The sequence below is a fragment of the Methanorbis furvi genome (assembly GCF_032714615.1).
Lineage (GTDB): Archaea > Halobacteriota > Methanomicrobia > Methanomicrobiales > Methanocorpusculaceae > Methanocorpusculum > Methanocorpusculum furvi.
The window spans coordinates 35897-51159 of sequence record NZ_JAWDKA010000005.1; the positions used below are offsets into that span (position 1 = coordinate 35897).

Annotated in this window: 17 protein-coding genes; 11 read left to right on the forward strand and 6 right to left on the reverse strand. The window is 50.0% G+C overall.

Annotation, left to right across the window (positions count from 1 at the left end; genetic code table 11):
- Positions 1 to 204: 204 nt before the first annotated feature.
- Positions 205 to 864, reverse strand: a complete 660-nt coding sequence (gene rnhB, locus McpAg1_RS05155; protein WP_338094232.1) for a ribonuclease HII — start codon at positions 862 to 864, stop codon at positions 205 to 207.
- A 41-nt stretch (positions 865 to 905) separates the two neighbouring features.
- Here rnhB and McpAg1_RS05160 point away from each other — a divergent pair, with 41 nt between their 5' ends.
- The gene (locus McpAg1_RS05160) at positions 906 to 1562 is read left to right on the forward strand and encodes a potassium channel family protein (RefSeq protein ID WP_338094233.1); all 657 of its coding nucleotides are present in this window, start codon (positions 906 to 908) and stop codon (positions 1560 to 1562) included.
- A gap of 139 nt (positions 1563 to 1701) precedes the next feature.
- Here the strand turns inward: McpAg1_RS05160 and McpAg1_RS05165 are convergent, their stop codons facing one another.
- Both McpAg1_RS05165 and McpAg1_RS05170 read right to left on the reverse strand, forming a co-directional pair.
- Positions 1702 to 2796, reverse strand: coding sequence for a hypothetical protein (locus tag McpAg1_RS05165; RefSeq protein WP_338094234.1), 1095 nt, complete (start codon positions 2794 to 2796; stop codon positions 1702 to 1704).
- Positions 2797 to 2801: 5 nt separating this feature from the next.
- The gene (locus McpAg1_RS05170; protein ID WP_338094235.1) at positions 2802 to 4007 is read right to left on the reverse strand and encodes a tubulin/FtsZ family protein; all 1206 of its coding nucleotides are present in this window, start codon (positions 4005 to 4007) and stop codon (positions 2802 to 2804) included.
- Positions 4008 to 4102: 95 nt separating this feature from the next.
- Between McpAg1_RS05170 and McpAg1_RS05175 the strand changes: the two genes are divergently transcribed.
- From McpAg1_RS05175 to ndk, 9 genes are all read left to right on the forward strand, one after another.
- Entirely contained in the window at positions 4103 to 5374 is a 1272-nt protein-coding gene (locus McpAg1_RS05175) for an NAD(P)/FAD-dependent oxidoreductase (RefSeq protein WP_338094236.1), read from the forward strand.
- Positions 5371 to 6087, forward strand: coding sequence for a dolichyl-phosphate beta-glucosyltransferase (locus McpAg1_RS05180; RefSeq protein ID WP_338094237.1), 717 nt, complete (start codon positions 5371 to 5373; stop codon positions 6085 to 6087). Before McpAg1_RS05175 ends, McpAg1_RS05180 begins: the two co-directional genes overlap by 4 nt.
- Complete coding sequence (locus McpAg1_RS05185) at positions 6071 to 7048, forward strand: lysylphosphatidylglycerol synthase transmembrane domain-containing protein (RefSeq protein ID WP_338094238.1); 978 nt, start codon at positions 6071 to 6073, stop codon at positions 7046 to 7048. The genes McpAg1_RS05180 and McpAg1_RS05185 overlap by 17 nt, the downstream gene beginning before the upstream one ends.
- On the forward strand, positions 7045 to 9048 hold the full coding sequence (locus McpAg1_RS05190; protein ID WP_338094239.1) for a DUF2298 domain-containing protein: 2004 nt from the start codon (positions 7045 to 7047) through the stop codon (positions 9046 to 9048). The genes McpAg1_RS05185 and McpAg1_RS05190 overlap by 4 nt, the downstream gene beginning before the upstream one ends.
- Positions 9049 to 9061: 13 nt before the next feature.
- Entirely contained in the window at positions 9062 to 9793 is a 732-nt protein-coding gene (locus tag McpAg1_RS05195; RefSeq protein ID WP_338094240.1) for a glycosyltransferase, read from the forward strand.
- A 328-nt stretch (positions 9794 to 10121) separates the two neighbouring features.
- Positions 10122 to 10490, forward strand: a complete 369-nt coding sequence (gene rpl7ae, locus McpAg1_RS05200; RefSeq protein WP_338094241.1) for a 50S ribosomal protein L7Ae — start codon at positions 10122 to 10124, stop codon at positions 10488 to 10490.
- Positions 10491 to 10495: 5 nt separating this feature from the next.
- Positions 10496 to 10705: a 30S ribosomal protein S28e gene (locus McpAg1_RS05205; RefSeq protein ID WP_268922260.1), complete on the forward strand. Its 210-nt coding sequence runs from the start codon at positions 10496 to 10498 to the stop codon at positions 10703 to 10705.
- A 6-nt stretch (positions 10706 to 10711) separates the two neighbouring features.
- Positions 10712 to 10903 (forward strand): 50S ribosomal protein L24e, encoded by a 192-nt coding sequence (locus McpAg1_RS05210; protein ID WP_042698067.1) that lies wholly within the window; start codon positions 10712 to 10714, stop codon positions 10901 to 10903.
- 3 nt (positions 10904 to 10906) lie between these two features.
- The gene (ndk, locus tag McpAg1_RS05215) at positions 10907 to 11356 is read left to right on the forward strand and encodes a nucleoside-diphosphate kinase (RefSeq protein ID WP_338094242.1); all 450 of its coding nucleotides are present in this window, start codon (positions 10907 to 10909) and stop codon (positions 11354 to 11356) included.
- Positions 11357 to 11657: 301 nt separating this feature from the next.
- On the opposite strand, the gene McpAg1_RS05220 is transcribed toward ndk, so the two are convergent.
- The 3 genes from McpAg1_RS05220 to McpAg1_RS05230 all read right to left on the reverse strand — a co-directional run bounded on the left by McpAg1_RS05220 (position 11658) and on the right by McpAg1_RS05230 (position 14508).
- Positions 11658 to 12875 carry an FAD-dependent oxidoreductase gene (locus McpAg1_RS05220; RefSeq protein WP_338094243.1) on the reverse strand — a complete coding sequence of 406 codons (1218 nt, stop codon included), beginning with the start codon at positions 12873 to 12875 and terminating at the stop codon, positions 11658 to 11660.
- Between the two features lie 56 nt (positions 12876 to 12931).
- Positions 12932 to 13492 carry a nucleotide-binding protein gene (locus tag McpAg1_RS05225; RefSeq protein ID WP_338094244.1) on the reverse strand — a complete coding sequence of 187 codons (561 nt, stop codon included), beginning with the start codon at positions 13490 to 13492 and terminating at the stop codon, positions 12932 to 12934.
- Between the two features lie 155 nt (positions 13493 to 13647).
- On the reverse strand, positions 13648 to 14508 hold the full coding sequence (locus McpAg1_RS05230) for a formate/nitrite transporter family protein (protein ID WP_338094245.1): 861 nt from the start codon (positions 14506 to 14508) through the stop codon (positions 13648 to 13650).
- 275 nt (positions 14509 to 14783) lie between these two features.
- Here McpAg1_RS05230 and McpAg1_RS05235 point away from each other — a divergent pair, with 275 nt between their 5' ends.
- Positions 14784 to 15263, forward strand: coding sequence for a Tfx family DNA-binding protein (locus McpAg1_RS05235; RefSeq protein ID WP_338094246.1), 480 nt, complete (start codon positions 14784 to 14786; stop codon positions 15261 to 15263).

Genomic DNA, 15263 nt, shown 5'->3' on the forward strand with positions numbered 1-15263 from the left:
GTTTGCTGACAAACATCACTCATTATTCGTCGTAGCTCCGCCCACGGAAAAACGGAACGCATGCCTACGGCCTGCTTACCGCTTCGCGGGAACACACAGAAATTTCACAGAAAAAAACATCACGGAGCAGACGTGAACAACACGGAATTTGAAAATAATTCGTTTCTGTGAAATTTCCGTGTACTCCGTTTTTCCGTGGGCGACTCAGAAAAAATCCGACAGACTTTGTTGGGAGCATCTGGCAATGACTTCATCAATGGTCTTCCATGTCCTGCGGGCACAGGATGGCGGCGTGCCAACTCTTCGAATATATGCTTCAAGAAAAGCAATGGTTGTCGGGTCTGATGGATAGCCGCTGCCGATATCTCCAAACTCATGAGATAATTCTTCTATCAGCCGGTCGCGGGTGACTTTTGCCACAATACTTGCTGCTCCGACAATCAGAAATTTGTCATCAGCTTTGTGCTCGGAAACGATCTCAACCCCGGGAATCCCTGAGAGACTTTTCACCGTTGTGCCAAACCTTGCCGCATTCACATCGCATGCATCCAGATATGCCTTCTCCGGCATAAGCCGCTGGATCACTTCAGCATGACAGGATGCAGTGAAAGTATTCATCGTTCCGGGCCGCAAGTCAATCTCCAGAGAACTTTTCACCACCGCCGTAGTTTTCCACCGCCCAACAATTATCTCATACAACTCCTCACGTTTGCTTGGCGAGAGTTGTTTGGAGTCCTTCAGACCGAGACCGTCAAGCTCTGAGGAATCCACAACAAGAATACCTGCGGTAACCATGGGTCCCAGAACCGAACCCTTGCCTGCCTCATCAACTCCGCAGATACTCATCTGATCAGTATCTATCACAGGGAATAGGTATAATACCCCATGATAGCATACGATTCAGCATGTATCTCATCGTCGTCGGGCTTGGAGGTATCGGCAGAAGTCTTGCAGGCATTGCATCCGAAAACGGACACAGTGTGGTGGTAATCGATCGCGATGAGGAGCGGTGTGCAGATATTCTTGCCCAGTACGATCTTCTGGCAATTGCCGGAAACGCCACGGACAAGGCGGTGCTTGAGGACGCAGGAATTGATCGAGCTGACGCGCTCGTTGCAACAACGAGTGACGATGCGCTCAATCTCATGGCATGCTGGCTTGCAAAACGCTACAATGTCAGAACACTTGTCTCGATCGTAAACCAGAAGGAGCATGCCGAGCTGTTCAAAGAGGTGGGGGTTCGCATCAGCGAAAATCCTGACGAGATCGTCGCACGAAGTCTGTACGTCTGGGCGGAAAATCCGGAGACACAGCTGCTCGCATCCATTGAAGGGGGAAGCATCTTTGAAGTAACCATCAGAGACGGAGCTGAAGGCGTCAACAAAACCGTGCGGGAAACGTCCGACGTCAAGGATATGCTCTACATCGCAATCAGGCGCGGAGGAAAACTGATCATTCCGTCAGGAAACGTAACGTTTCAGCCAAATGATGTTGTAACGGTGTTCACCAAAAAAGAGTCGGAAGGCAGATCAGTTGAGTATATGGACAGCCTGTTCCATTAACTTTTTTTTTAAACGGCGTTGCATTTTTTTCATCCTGAGCCGCACGCGAAAAACACTGAAGTAAAATCATTATGGAATTTGAAAAACCGAATGAAAAAAATTATTTAAAAACAGGTGTCAGGAAAAATCCTCGAAAGGATTATCCAAGTTCGTCCCAGTCGTCGTAACCTCTGCGGCGGATAAGAATAACCGCACCAACAATTACAATCACTGCGACAATACCGATTACGATGTAGATCGCGTACGGTCCAACTGCGGCAAGCGGAGACTTCTGTGCCTCTTCCCAGAGTGTATTTGACTCGGTCAGCGTGCTGGCAGAGTTCTTCAGGGCATCCAGAGCCTGAGTCTTGGTTGAGGCGGAGACCGAGCTTGTCGACGAATCATATGCATTCTTGGCAGTGTTGTACTGGTTTTGTGCAGTCTGCTTGGATGTTGACAGAAGAATTACTCTGCTGTCGGAGCCCCAGTTCTTTGCATTCAGGTTTGCAATATTCTGTTCGATGAGATCCAGATTATTTTTGGCTTTCGTTAAAGCTGCGTTCACCATCAGTTTTTCTGCATCCACAACAGCTGCACTTGCTGAAACGATCTCCTTTGTTGCGGTAGGGATATCATTCTTGTAGTTGTCAGCAGCTTTCACAGCAGTTCTTGCTGTGTCCAGTTTTGCAAGAGCTGAGGATACATCAGCACCCTGTTTGGACATCTCGGTCAGTTCAGCGTCAAGTTTGGTGATAGCGTCGTTGATCTCAGTGATCTGTTTTGGGATGTCATCAGGATTGTAAACTGTTTGCTTCGGCGAAGAGTAGGTCGAGATAACACTCTCGGAACTGCTGACCTCCTCAACAGACATGACGGTAATTTCACTACCTGCTTTGTTCTCAGGAACTTTTCCGTCAAGATAGATGGTAAGAATAGTGTCTTGCCGCAACTTCGTCAACGGATAACCATCGATGTACCTCTTTCCTGCAGGGAACTCGGTAATCGGAGTGCCATCAGCTCCAGTAAGAGAACCGGTCCAGACTGCAGAGGTCAGATCCGTGTACATGTTAATCCGGTACACCGTACTATCCTCTAGAATTTTGATAGTCATCGTTGCAGATACAGAATCTCCCGGCATCAGACTGCCGGACGGATTGATGTTTGCCGCAGAATTACTGTTCCATGCGCTTACCGTGCCTGCAAATGTGGCACAGAGCAGAAGAGCGATTAAAAAGTATGTGACTTTCTTCATCATCTACCTCATTCGAAAAGCGGGTCAACGCCTCCGTCATCAAACATTGCGGTGTGAGATCTCTCACGCGACTTAACGACCTCTTCCTTTGCCTCCTTTGCAAGCTCCATCAGCTCGCGGATACGCGGGGCGTCGCCGATCGTTGCAAGCAGAACAACTGCCGCAACATAACCGCTGTCAACTGGATAGTCACCACCACGGACCTCAACACCCGCGATGTTTTCCTCAACCCAGCTCTTGGATTTTTCAACACCCTTACGATCAAGTTCGCTCGGTGGGCCTGCAACAAGAACAAGAGCACGTTCCGCAGTCGAGTAGTCGCACGGAAGTGTGAGGCGGCCGAGCATTGCACGGCGGACGAGACCAATTATTTTTGCAGACTTGTCTTCACCTGAGGCGATGTCCACATGCGGCTCAGACTTCTTTTCCTTCTTGCCAAGGATGCCTGAGAGAAGACCTCCGCTGTCCTTCTTTGCGGCTGGCTTTCCTCCCTTCATGGTAGGAATTGCTTCGCTGATGGCGTAACCCACAGAGGAGATACCTCCGCCGCGGAGTGTGTTGATGATTTCACTGGAGTCGACAACCATCTCACCAACACCGTACTTGCTGACCTCTCCTGCACGGAACAGGACACCAAAGCGGCGGACGATCTCTTCATTGAGGCGCTCGTACGCACTCTTGACACTTTCGCCATCATTTTTCCATGCGCTGTTGTCAAACACAATGACGTTGTCAGCCTCGTTGACCAGAGTCGAGAGACTGCGTGCAGCGTTTAAGGAGTAGAGGCGTCCCTCTTCGGGAGCCGGAATAACACCGACCGCGTAGACCGGCTCGCGGTAAATGCGTTTCAGGTGACGGCAAAGTACCGGAGATCCTCCGGAACCTGTTCCACCGCCAAGACCTGCACAGACAACGAATGCATCGATGTCATGCGTTCCGCGGCGGTCGATTGCACTAATAATAGTGTCAATCTCATCTGCTGCTACTTTTGCACCGGTCACGTTGTCGGTTCCAACTCCGTGACCTTTTACCATTGTCTGACCGATCAGGAGACGATCTTCCATGGGAATGTGTTTAATTCCCATCAGATCGGTCCGGGCAGTATTGATAACAATACCACGGAAACTTGTGGAACCGAGTTTTCTGTCCTGTGCAAGGAACATATCCACAAGTTTGCCTCCTGCCTGTCCGAATCCTATAAAAAATACCCGCATTTACACTGACACCTTTTTGTTGAGTGTATGTATGTCATTTCTTGGATATATATGACTGCATTAGTTATACGGCTACGTTAGTCAAAAACTTTCTTATGAAGCAGGTAACATCTAATAGAGTAATGAAGATCGGTGTTCTCGGTGCAGGCCTTACCGGACTTGCTGCTGCCCTTCGTCTGGCAAAGGTCGGAGAAGTAGTTGTCTTTGAGAAGAATGCAATGGCTGGCGGATGCCTTGCGTCGATGAAGTACGAAACATATACGCTGGAAACATTATATCATCACTGTTTTTCAGGAGACACCGAGCTGTTTGCTCTTCTCGAAGAGCTGGGGCTCAAAGAGGATCTCATCTGGCTGAAGGGATCAACCGGCTACTACATGCGAGGGCAGCTCTATCCCTTAACAACACCGATGGAAATTTTGCGTTACCCGTGTCTCAGCTTTTTCCAGAAAGTGAGGCTCGGAAAGTTTGTCCTCAGCTCAAGAAAAATCGATATGGCTGCTCTTGACAACATCACGGCAAAGGAGTACCTCTATGAAAAAGTCGGTGAGGACATCTATGACGCATTTTTTGCGCCGCTTCTTGCAGGAAAATTCGGCTCGATGAAGGATGAGGTCTCGGCAGCCTGGCTGATGAGCAGGATTGCGATTCGGTCTGATCGCGGAACACAAGGGGAACGGCTCGGGTATCTGAAAGGCGGCTGGCATCTGCTCATCGATGCAATGGAAAAAAAACTCGTTGAGAGCGGGGTTGAACTTCGGCTGAACACCGCCGCAAAAGATCTCAGGCTCAAAGAAAAATGGATCATCGATGGCGAGGAGTTTGATGCGGTCATCTCGACTCTGCCGCCACAGGTTACTGCGTCCTTGATGGACGAAGAGACGAAAAAGAAGTGCAGTCTTGCAGAACTCCCCTATCAGGGAGCGGCATGCATGACGCTCGGCCTTGGGGCTGATCCGGCGAAAGGAATCTACTGGACAAACATGGGCGACCCGGCACCTTACGGGGCGGTCGTTGTTCACACAAACTTTGTTCCCTACGACTGGTATGGGGAACACGTGGTCTACCTTGCTTCATACTTCAGGGGCGAGCCCGGCGAAAATCTGAAGGAAAAAATGATCGATGATTTCTGTGAGAGGTTTGGAATCGGCAAAGAGATAATCCATCACGCCGACCTGTACATCGATACATTCGCAGGCCCTGTATACACAACCGGATACCGGAACAAGATTCCGGAGGTTGATGCAGGATGCAACCTGTTCCTTGCCGGAATGTTTTCTCTGGAAAATTATCCGGAACGGAGCATGGAAGGATCAGTTCGTGCAGGACACCGCGTTGCTGCCCTGCTTGAGGAGAAAAATTTGTGAGTTCTGTACAAGTCACCGTGGTACTGCCGGTCTACAATGATGTGGAGGCGCTCAAAGTTGCTATCCCGAGATCTCTTGAAGCACTCACCGAGTTTGGGAGAACGTTCGAGTTGATTGTTGCTGAGGACGGAAGTACTGACGGCAGCCGCGAGTGCGTGGAAGAGTGGGAGAAAAAAGATTCGCGAGTCCGCCTTCTCCACAGCGACGAGCGGCAGGGGAGGGGAAAAGCACTGAACCGTGCTCTCGCAGAGTCGCGCGGCGAAATATTCTGTTACTATGACGTGGACCTTGCAACAGACATCAAACATCTGCCCGAGCTCATAACAAGAGTTGAGAACGGTGCTGCTGTTGCGACAGGCTCACGACTGATGCCGGAGAGTAACATCATCCGCAGCGGAGACCGCGAGGTTGCAAGCAGGGGATACAACACGCTGGTCAGACTGTTTCTTGGAAGCAGGCTGCATGATCATCAGTGCGGGTTCAAGGCATACCGGGCTGACGTTTTGAAGGAACTTGTTCCAAAAATCCGCGCTCCTCACTGGTTCTGGGACACCGAGTCTTTAGTGCTTGCAGAGCATGCAGGATTTCTGGTGGAAGAGTTTCCGGTCGTCTGGACCCAGGGGCCCGGAACAACCGTCCGGTTCAAAGATGTGTACGGAATGGGCAGTGATATTTTGAAGATGTGGTGGCGGCTGCATGTGGAAAAAAATTAGTGCCATTCTCATCCCGACTCTGATTGCAGCCGCTTTGATCGTGTTCATGCTCTACCGGGTATGGGACGATCTGCTGGAAGCAATCCAGCATATTGTTCCGGTTTACTTAGTAGCTGCGATTCTGATCTGCTTTGGCGCATGGTATCTCAGAGGCTGGAGGTACCAATATATAATAGAGCGTCTCGGGACTACGATTAGTCTGTCCTTTTCCACAGCCTGTATTTACCTCTCCCAAACGGCGAATCTGATACTTCCGGCGCGTCTTGGAGACTTTGTCAGGTTGTTCATTCTCAAGCATGAAAAGGGAACTCCTTACACAAACGGTTTCACCTCCATCGTTGCCGAACGGGTGTATGATATTGTCATCATCGCCGTGCTCGGCCTTCTGGCGCTGCCGCTTCTCATCAGCATCGTTCCTGAATGGTTTGTCTGGACAATTTTTATCGTTCTCGCTGCCGGAGCAGCGTTCTGTGCATTTTTGATCTTTTCCAAACGACTGCATGCAGAAAATAAAATTCTGAAAAAAATTCTGGAGGTTCTCGATCAGCTCAGACAGGTCTCCTCAACACCAAGATCTCTTGCGGCGCTCTCGCTCTCATCAGCAGTAATCTGGATGATGGACATCATCATCTGTTATCTCGTCTCCCTGATGTTTGGCGTGACACTCTCGTTCATGCTTGTGTTGCTGGCAATTGTTATCGGCAACCTTGTCAAAGCTGTCCCCATCACGCCGGGAGGAATCGGAACCTACGAACTTGCGCTCGTGGTAACGTTTGAGCTCGGCGGCGTTCCCGCAGCAACAGCGACGCTGATAGCAGTCGTTGATCATCTCGTGAAAAATCTCATCACGCTCACGGGAGGAGTGGTCTCTCTCTACTACTTTGGTGACTGGGCGGTCTCGTTACTCAAGAGACTGTTCCGCGAGGATGCAAAAAAGATCAAAGAGGAAGGGGGCGTATGATCTCTCCTGAGATGCAGATAGTAACGGTCGTTCTCTGGCTGATAGTAATCAAGTTCTGTCAGATGACGGTCTATCCGTATCTGAAATTGGCAGTGACTGATCTCGCATACGGCCTATCGTACCCGTTTTCCATTCTCATACTCACGTTTGTCTCCTGGTATCTCGGTGTGGTTGGTCTTCCAATTCAGCTTGCCCTGCTGCCGTTCGCGCTCGCAGGAGTTTACGCACTCATCTGCAGAAAGTACGACATTGAAGAGATGAAGAAAAATCTCCGCTGGGATTTGGTGTTCCTTGGAGCGTTCGCGCTGATGCTGATATCCCGTTTCCTGACTCCCGGGATTATTCCAAGCGGCGAGAAGTTTATGGACGCGGCGTTTCTTGGAAGCATCATGCTTGATCCTTCCGTAACACCGCTCGACCCATGGTATGCGGGAGGGGAGCTGTCCATCTACTACTATCTCGGCCACTGGATGTGCGGGGTTCTGGGAGTTTTCACCGGCGGGGCTTCAACCGTCATCTTCAATCTGATGCTGCCGACAGTTTTTGCTCTCGCCGCAATCTCTGCGTACGCGGTTGGTGTTCTGCTGCTGAAGCGGCATCAGTGGATTCCGATGCTCGTTCTGGTCATCCCGAACGCAGCCCTCATCTGGCATATCTTCTCTGGAGCCGGAGCGGTTGGCATCTGGTGGGCATCAACCAGAGTGATTGAAAATACCATCAACGAGTATCCGCTCTTTTCTTTTCTCTGGGGCGACCCGCACGCACATGTGCTCGGCTGTTTCAATCAGCTGTTTTTCCTCTGTCTTCTATCAGTGATGCTTGTGCGGTGGAAACTGCTGCCAAAAGCTGGAAAGTATCTGCTTGCTGTCATGCTTGCCCTCTCTCTTGGAACAATGCCTGCGATGAACTCGTGGGATGTGATGGTGTATGCGGCAGTCTATATTGTGGTCGCAGCAGTTGTCTGGATTAAAGAGGGCCATACGCTCCGGGACGCAGTGCCGTTAGCTCTTGTTCCCGTCCTTTCTCTTGCCTCGTACGCTCCGTTTTTGTACACGATGATCTCCGAAGGAGGGTCCAGCGTTCAGGGATTTTTCCTCGTGACAACTCCTTCCGCGATCAATGAGTTCCTTGGCGTTTACCTGTTCTTTGTCGCGGTGTTTGTCATCTACGGATTTTCTGTGCTGAAAAAATATCCCTGGCTGATTGCCGTGCCGATTGTTTTCGCGGTTGTCGGTTATGCAGCTGCCGGAGTTGCACTCTTCTGCATCCTGCTGCTGCTTGGAAAGAAAAGCAGTACGCCTGAGATTGTGTTCGGCATTCTTGGTATGGTAATTGTGTTTCTGATGGAGGTTGTGTATCTGAAGGATTACATGGGCGATGTCTACTACCGGATGAACACCGTATTCAAATTCGGATTTTGTGCATGGTTTATGCTTGGCGCTTCCGCACTTCTGATGATCGGCAGCTGGGTCTCAGACCGCTTTGCCGAAGTTTCCAGGAAACGTGCCGTCGCGGCCGCAGTCGTGGTCTTCATCGTTCTTGCGAGCATGATCGGATTTTTTGGCATTCATCTCGGGTACCCGGGAGGAACACTGGATGGTGCGGCATGGCTTGAGGTCTCACACCCCGCAGACGCGGCAGGAATTTCTTTCCTGACCGGCGTTGCCGTGCCCGGCGATGTGATTGTGGAAGCGGCTGACGGGTCGTATGAGTACAACGGCCGCGTGTCTGCAATGACCGGACTTCCGACCATTGTCGGCTGGGTTGGTCATGAGGTAGGATGGCGGAACGGTGTCGGCGATGCCGGAACACGCTGGACTGAGGTGCGGGCAATCTATGAAGACCCGTCCCGGACGCTTGATCTCATGGACAAGTACGGCGCGAAGTATCTGTTCGTGGGTGAGGTTGAGCAGCAGAAGTACAACCTGAACCTGCCGGACGAAGGCCTCATCGAGATCTTTACCGCGGACGGCGTGAGTATTTATCAGCGCGGTGACTAACGTGTTAGACAGAATGGAGAGTCCAGTACTGAGTGTCGTCATCCCTGTCTACAATGACGCAGCTTCGCTCAACCTTGCGGTTCCCGCATCAATAGAAGTACTGGAAGGTTTGGGCCTACCGTTTGAACTGATCCTCTGTGAGGATGCAAGCTCTGACGGGAGTCTTGAAGTGGCAAATGAGTTCGTCGCAGCAGACAAACGGATCATCGTCAATCACAGTGATGTCAGGCGAGGAAAAGGCGGTGCACTTTCCGAGGCGCTGGCAATGTCACGCGGAGATATTTTTTGTTTTTACGACGTGGACCTCTCAACTGATCTCGCCGCTCTTGGAACACTGATTCAAAAAGTTCAGGAAGGAACTGATATCGCAATAGGTTCACGGTTCCTCGATGAAAGTGCAGTCACCAGAACCGGCGAGCGCGAGGCAACAAGTGTCGGCTTCAACCGGATGGTACGAATACTGCTTGCGAGCAGCATCCGTGATCATCAGTGCGGGTTCAAGGCATTCCGCCGCGAGCGGCTGATGCAGCTGATGCCGTACGTCCGCTCGCGCGGATGGACCTGGGACACCGAGGTTCTCGCACTCGCGCAGGCGTGCGGCTACACGGTAGAAGAGATCCCTATTGTTTGGAAACAGGGAGATAAGACCAATGTGCGGACCGGCGATGTGTTTTCCATGGGATGGTCGGTGGTGCGCCTTGCCTGGCGTATCCGCGTTGCCGGAGATTATCCGAAAAATATCTGATCAAACTTCAGCCCACGGAAAAACGGAACACACGGAAGAAAAAAAAACATCACGGAGCAGACGTGAACACAACGGAACTCTAAAACAATTCATTTCTGTGATGTTCTCGTCTGCTCCGTTTTTCCTGCGAAGCAGTAAGCAGGCCGAAGGCATGCGAATCGTGGGCGGCTCATGAATAGAAGTGTGAAGGCTATTAAGTCCAAACCTTTATGCCGGACTCTTGCCCATATATAGAGTTACGCCAGCAACGGTCTGTTACATAACCAGTAAAGCCCGCTGATGAGCGATGACGGATGGTCTTAGAACTGTCCCGAGTGAAGTGAGTATTATGGCAAAGATTTACCAGATGTTTGAAGTCCCAGAAGAACTTCAGAACAAAGCTCTCGAGGCTCTCGAGCTTGCACGCGACACCGGAAAGATCAAGAAAGGCGCAAACGAGGCAACCAAGGCCGTCGAGCGCGGAACCGCAGCACTCGTTCTCATTGGTGCAGATGTCGCACCAGAAGAGATCGTTATGCACATCCCCGGAATTGCAGACGAGAAAGAGATCCCGTTCGTTTTCATCAACAAGCAGGCAGACATTGGTGCTGCATGCGGTCTTGACGTCGGCTGCACTGCAGTTGCAATTGTAAAGGTCGGCAAAGGCAAGGAAATCATCGAGGACCTTGCAAACCAGATTAAGGCACTCAGAGGATAAATACCATGCCTGATGATGCAACGCCAGCAGAAGTCATCGAGGTCATCGGCCTTACGGGTATGCACGGAGAGGCATCCCAGATTAAGTGCCGTGTACTTGATGGCCCGAACAAGGGGCGGATTATCACCCGCAACACCTTCGGTCCTATCCGCGAGGGTGACATCCTGATGCTCCTTGAGACAGAACGTGAAGCAAAGAAGCTCTCAAGACGGTGAAGAGAAATGGTTGATACGTATACCTGCAGTTACTGCGGCAAACAGCTTGAACCGGGAACCGGTAAACTGTTCGTCAGAAAGGATGGCGCAGTCTTCTACTTCTGTTCCTCCAAATGTCAGAGCAACTACAAACTTGGCCGTATTCCGCGCCGTGTTGCATGGACTGCAGCAGGACGCAAGGCACGCGGTAAGGAGTAAACCATGGAACGCACCTTTGTCATGATTAAGCCGGACGGCGTCCAGCGTGGTCTGGTCGGTGAGATTCTTTCCCGCTTCGAAAAGAAGGGGTTCAAGATCGTTGCCGCAAAGTTCGGTGTTCTGCCGGAAGCAATTGTGGACAAGCATTACGAGGAGCACCTCGCAAAGCCGTTCTACCCGGGAATGAAGGCATACATTACTTCAGGCCCAGTGTTCAGATTCGTGCTTGAGGGCGACAATGTTATTGCAACTGTCCGCAAGATGAACGGTGCAACCAATCCGACAGAGGCCGCACCCGGCACTGTCCGCGGTGACTATGCTCTTTCTATCGGCAAGAATGTGATTCACGCATCCGATGCTCCCGAGAGTGCAGCCCGCGAGATTGGTATTCACTTTACCGCAACTGAGCTCGTCGCATACACAAAGATCGACGAGACCCAGCTCTACGAGTAAAGTTCCGGAAATTTTTCCGGTCAATTTTTTTTTGAAAAGTTTTTTTGAAATGAGACTTTCGCGATGGCAAATATTTCGAAACGCGAATAGCGCAAATAAAAAATCACCAATGGCGATTTTTCAAAATAAATTCCTATGCATCTCTAAATAGACAGCTATGCCCAAAAAATAATTTTGGTAATATCTTAAAAATCACCATTGGCGATTTTTATTTATTCGCGCTATTCGTGTTATTCGCGTTTCAAAAGATATCTCATCGCGTAACTCCCGTGAAAAAAATTTAAAAAAAAGTTTTGAAAAATTATTTTCTCAAATAATCGTACGCCGACAATAATGCCTTCACGCCTTCGCCGACAGATGATGCAATCTGTTTTGCAGAGATCGAGGTTGAGTCTCCTGCTGCAAACAATCCTTTGACATTTGTCTTGCAGTTGATGTCAACGAGAATTTCTTTCTCCGCATTCATGGAAACAAATCCTTCAAACATTGCGGTGTTGGGATCAAGACCGACGCCAAGGAATGCGCCGTCAACTTTGAGTTTCTTTTCAGGAGATGACGGAAGAATGTTTGCGAGGAATCCTTTCTTCTGCTCTGGCCCGGCATTGACCGGCACCATTTTCACGTACTCAAGAAGTTTTCCGCCGCCGAACTCGGTGATGGTAAATCCTGTGTGGAAAGTGACGTTCTTCATCTCAGTCAGCCGGCCGATAAGAATTGCGTCGGCATCCAATGGGGTTGCGGAGATGACATGGACCTGGGATGCAATGCCTGCCATCTCAATTGCCATGTCCATTGCAGTGTTGCCGCCGCCAAGAATGGCAACAGTTTTTCCCCGATATAAGGGCCCGTCACAGGTTGTGCAGACGGCAATTCCTTTGCCCAAGTACTCAGCTTCGCCTGTCGCACCGCTGAGGCGGGGAGATCTGCCGGTTGCGGCGATGACGGACTTTGCAGTGTACTCTTTTTCTGAGAGGGTTTCGATAACGAATCTGCCGTTCTCGGATCTGATGGAAAGTCCGACATCCTCAATGATTGTAACGCCTGAGGCACGGGCATGCTCGGCAAACTTCTGCATCAAATCGTCACCCGGGATGTCAGGGAATCCCGGATAGTTCTCAACCGAGCTGCTTTTTGTTGCCATGCCGCCGACAGCCCCGCCAATCACGAGCGTCTCAAGACCTTTGCGGCCAGCATACATCGCAGCTGAAAGACCGGCAGCACCCGAGCCGATAATGATCAGTTCATGATCCTTTGGAATTTCTTTTGCTTCAGAGGCCGGCGAGGGCGCGTCAAGCAGTACTGCAACCTTCATCAGATCATCGCCAATCACAATCTGGCCGTCAATGATGGTGACCGGGACACCGCGCTGACCGGTGAGTTCGATCATTCTGTTTGCCGCGACCTCGTCCTTGCCGACATCAAAATTGGTATAGGAAACATTCTGTTTTGCAAGAAACTCCTTGAGGTTGCGGCAGTGGGGACAGCCCTCAAGCGAGTACACAGTTATCTCATGAGTCATGATTGAATGGTTTCACGCGAGACCATTAATATCCTATGATTGAGGGACAAAAAGAGTTAGTATTTTTTTATGCGAACCGGTTCTGCCGGCTCTGTTTCGGTTTCTTCTTCAAAAGGTGTCAGGTTCTCCACTTTTTTGATGCCGATTGCATGAATCATCATATCGCCAAAGATTGTGAATCTGCGAACGACCATGCCGACCACCTCAACATTGTCACCGACAGCGATATCAATTTCAAGGGGCACGGATTTTTTTGCGGTGATGGCAGCTGAACCGTCAAAGATGGTGACTGCGGGGCGGCAGAGCCACTCTCCTTTTTTTGCCTGAACAACTCCTTCAACGCGGACAGGTTTTCCAAGGGTTTTGAGATTGATGTTTTTGATCCTGACGCGTTTGGATTCAGCCTCATACTCAGGAAGGAGACGCACATACTGCGTGCCCACACTGTAGCTGTTGTAGATAGGAATGATCAGCAGTGCAAGCGATAACGGGATACCCCAGTACAGATAGGCTGGATCAGTTGTGACAATGTAGGACACTATGAATAGTGCCAGGAAAAAGATCACCACAGCGATATGCAGCGGGGATATGCCGATTGTTATACCACGAATTTTCATAATAATTCACACAAAGCCCCGGGATACCGGAATTCTTACTGTAAATATATTCCGCTCCCATAAATAGATGTATAGTCTGTAAGTTTTGGAAAATCAAAAAGAGGTGGGATTGAAAGATCGACGAGTCAGTCGATCTTCAATCTCGACGAATGTGATTATTTGGTTTCACAGAGGGCGCAGATTTCGCTCTTGTAGCAGTAGTAGTAGATAACTGCCATGAAGATGACTGCACCGACAATGTTTCCAATGGTGGACCAGATGATGTTGCTTGTCCACATTGTACCCCAGTTCAGGATCTCGGTGTTTGCCGAACCGCCACCAATTGCATTGGTGATGATACCTGCCGGAATGAAGTACATGTTTGCGACACAGTGTTCGTATCCGCTGGCAACGAAGGCCATGATCGGGAACCAGATTGCAACGATCTTGCTGATTACTTCGTCGGCTGCGAGAGCGAGGAAGATTGCAAGACAGACAAGCCAGTTACAAAGGATACCTTTGAAGAAGACGGAAAGGATACCCATCGGGCCGAAGTAGGATACTTTTGCTGTCGCAATGGCGATTGCACGTGTTCCAAACGCACTGATGGTTGCAACACCTGCTGCGTCCCAGACAGTGTACGGACCATAGCTGACGAGAACTGCCATGAAGAGGGAACCAATCAGGTTACCGATGTAGACAACAATCCACAGATAGATAAGGCCTTTCAGAGAGGTCTGACCCTGAAGAATTGCCATCGGGGCAAACATTGCGTCACCGGTAAACAGTTCTGCACCGGTAAGAACAACGAGAACTAAACCAACCGGGAAAAGAGCACCCGTGATGAGCTGGCCGAATCCTGGACCAAGGAAATCTGCAACGCCGGTCGAACCAACTGTTGCGAGAGCCGCACCCATTGCGATGTAAACACCCGCAAGGAAGGCACGGACAAACATGTTGCCTGCAGGAAGACAGCATTTGGACTTACCTGCCGTACCAATTTTGACGCAAACCTGCGCCGGGCTGAATGTTACCATAAATACACACCTCACATCTCCTCCGCCAGACAAGCGTACAGAGTTGTGCTATTTGAAAATTGGAAGAGGGCATATTTATAATCTGTCTATTGATTTGTCGGGTTCGAAGCCTTTATTGGGGAGATTTGGGATGGTGGTATAGTTAACCAAGTTAACATGACCAATAAATTAATAAAAACATGAGCGTGATTTCGTTCACAGATACTGCGCGTGGTTCGTTGAATCACGAAATGCAGAATAGGGGGACAGTTATCGGAGAAAAATGAGTTTGAGGTATGATGAGAAAAAATATTCATAATCTCTCCGGCAACAACAGATTTTATAGGGTGAAAAACGTAGAGTATCTCACAGTGAAAGAGGCAATTCTCACTGAACGGCAGAAGACTGTTCTGCAGTGCAGGAAAATGGGCATGACCCAGCAGCAGATAGCAGATATGCTCAACACAAACAAATCCAATATCAGTCTTATTGAAAAGTCTGCGCTGAAAAATGTCCGCATGGCAAAAGATGTTCTGGAGTTTGTCTACTCCATGGACGCGGCGCATACTTGCGTGCTTGCCCGGGGCACCAACATCAATCGTGCCCCGCAGGTTTTGTATGAGGCAGTCCAGCCTCTCGGCATCAAAATACAATATGATATCGGTGCTCTGGTCACTCAGATCCGGACAGCTGTTCCGGAAAAACTGCGGGAGAACGAGATCAGAGCCGACATTCACATTTACCTCAATGATACCGGCATACTCTACATAGGATAG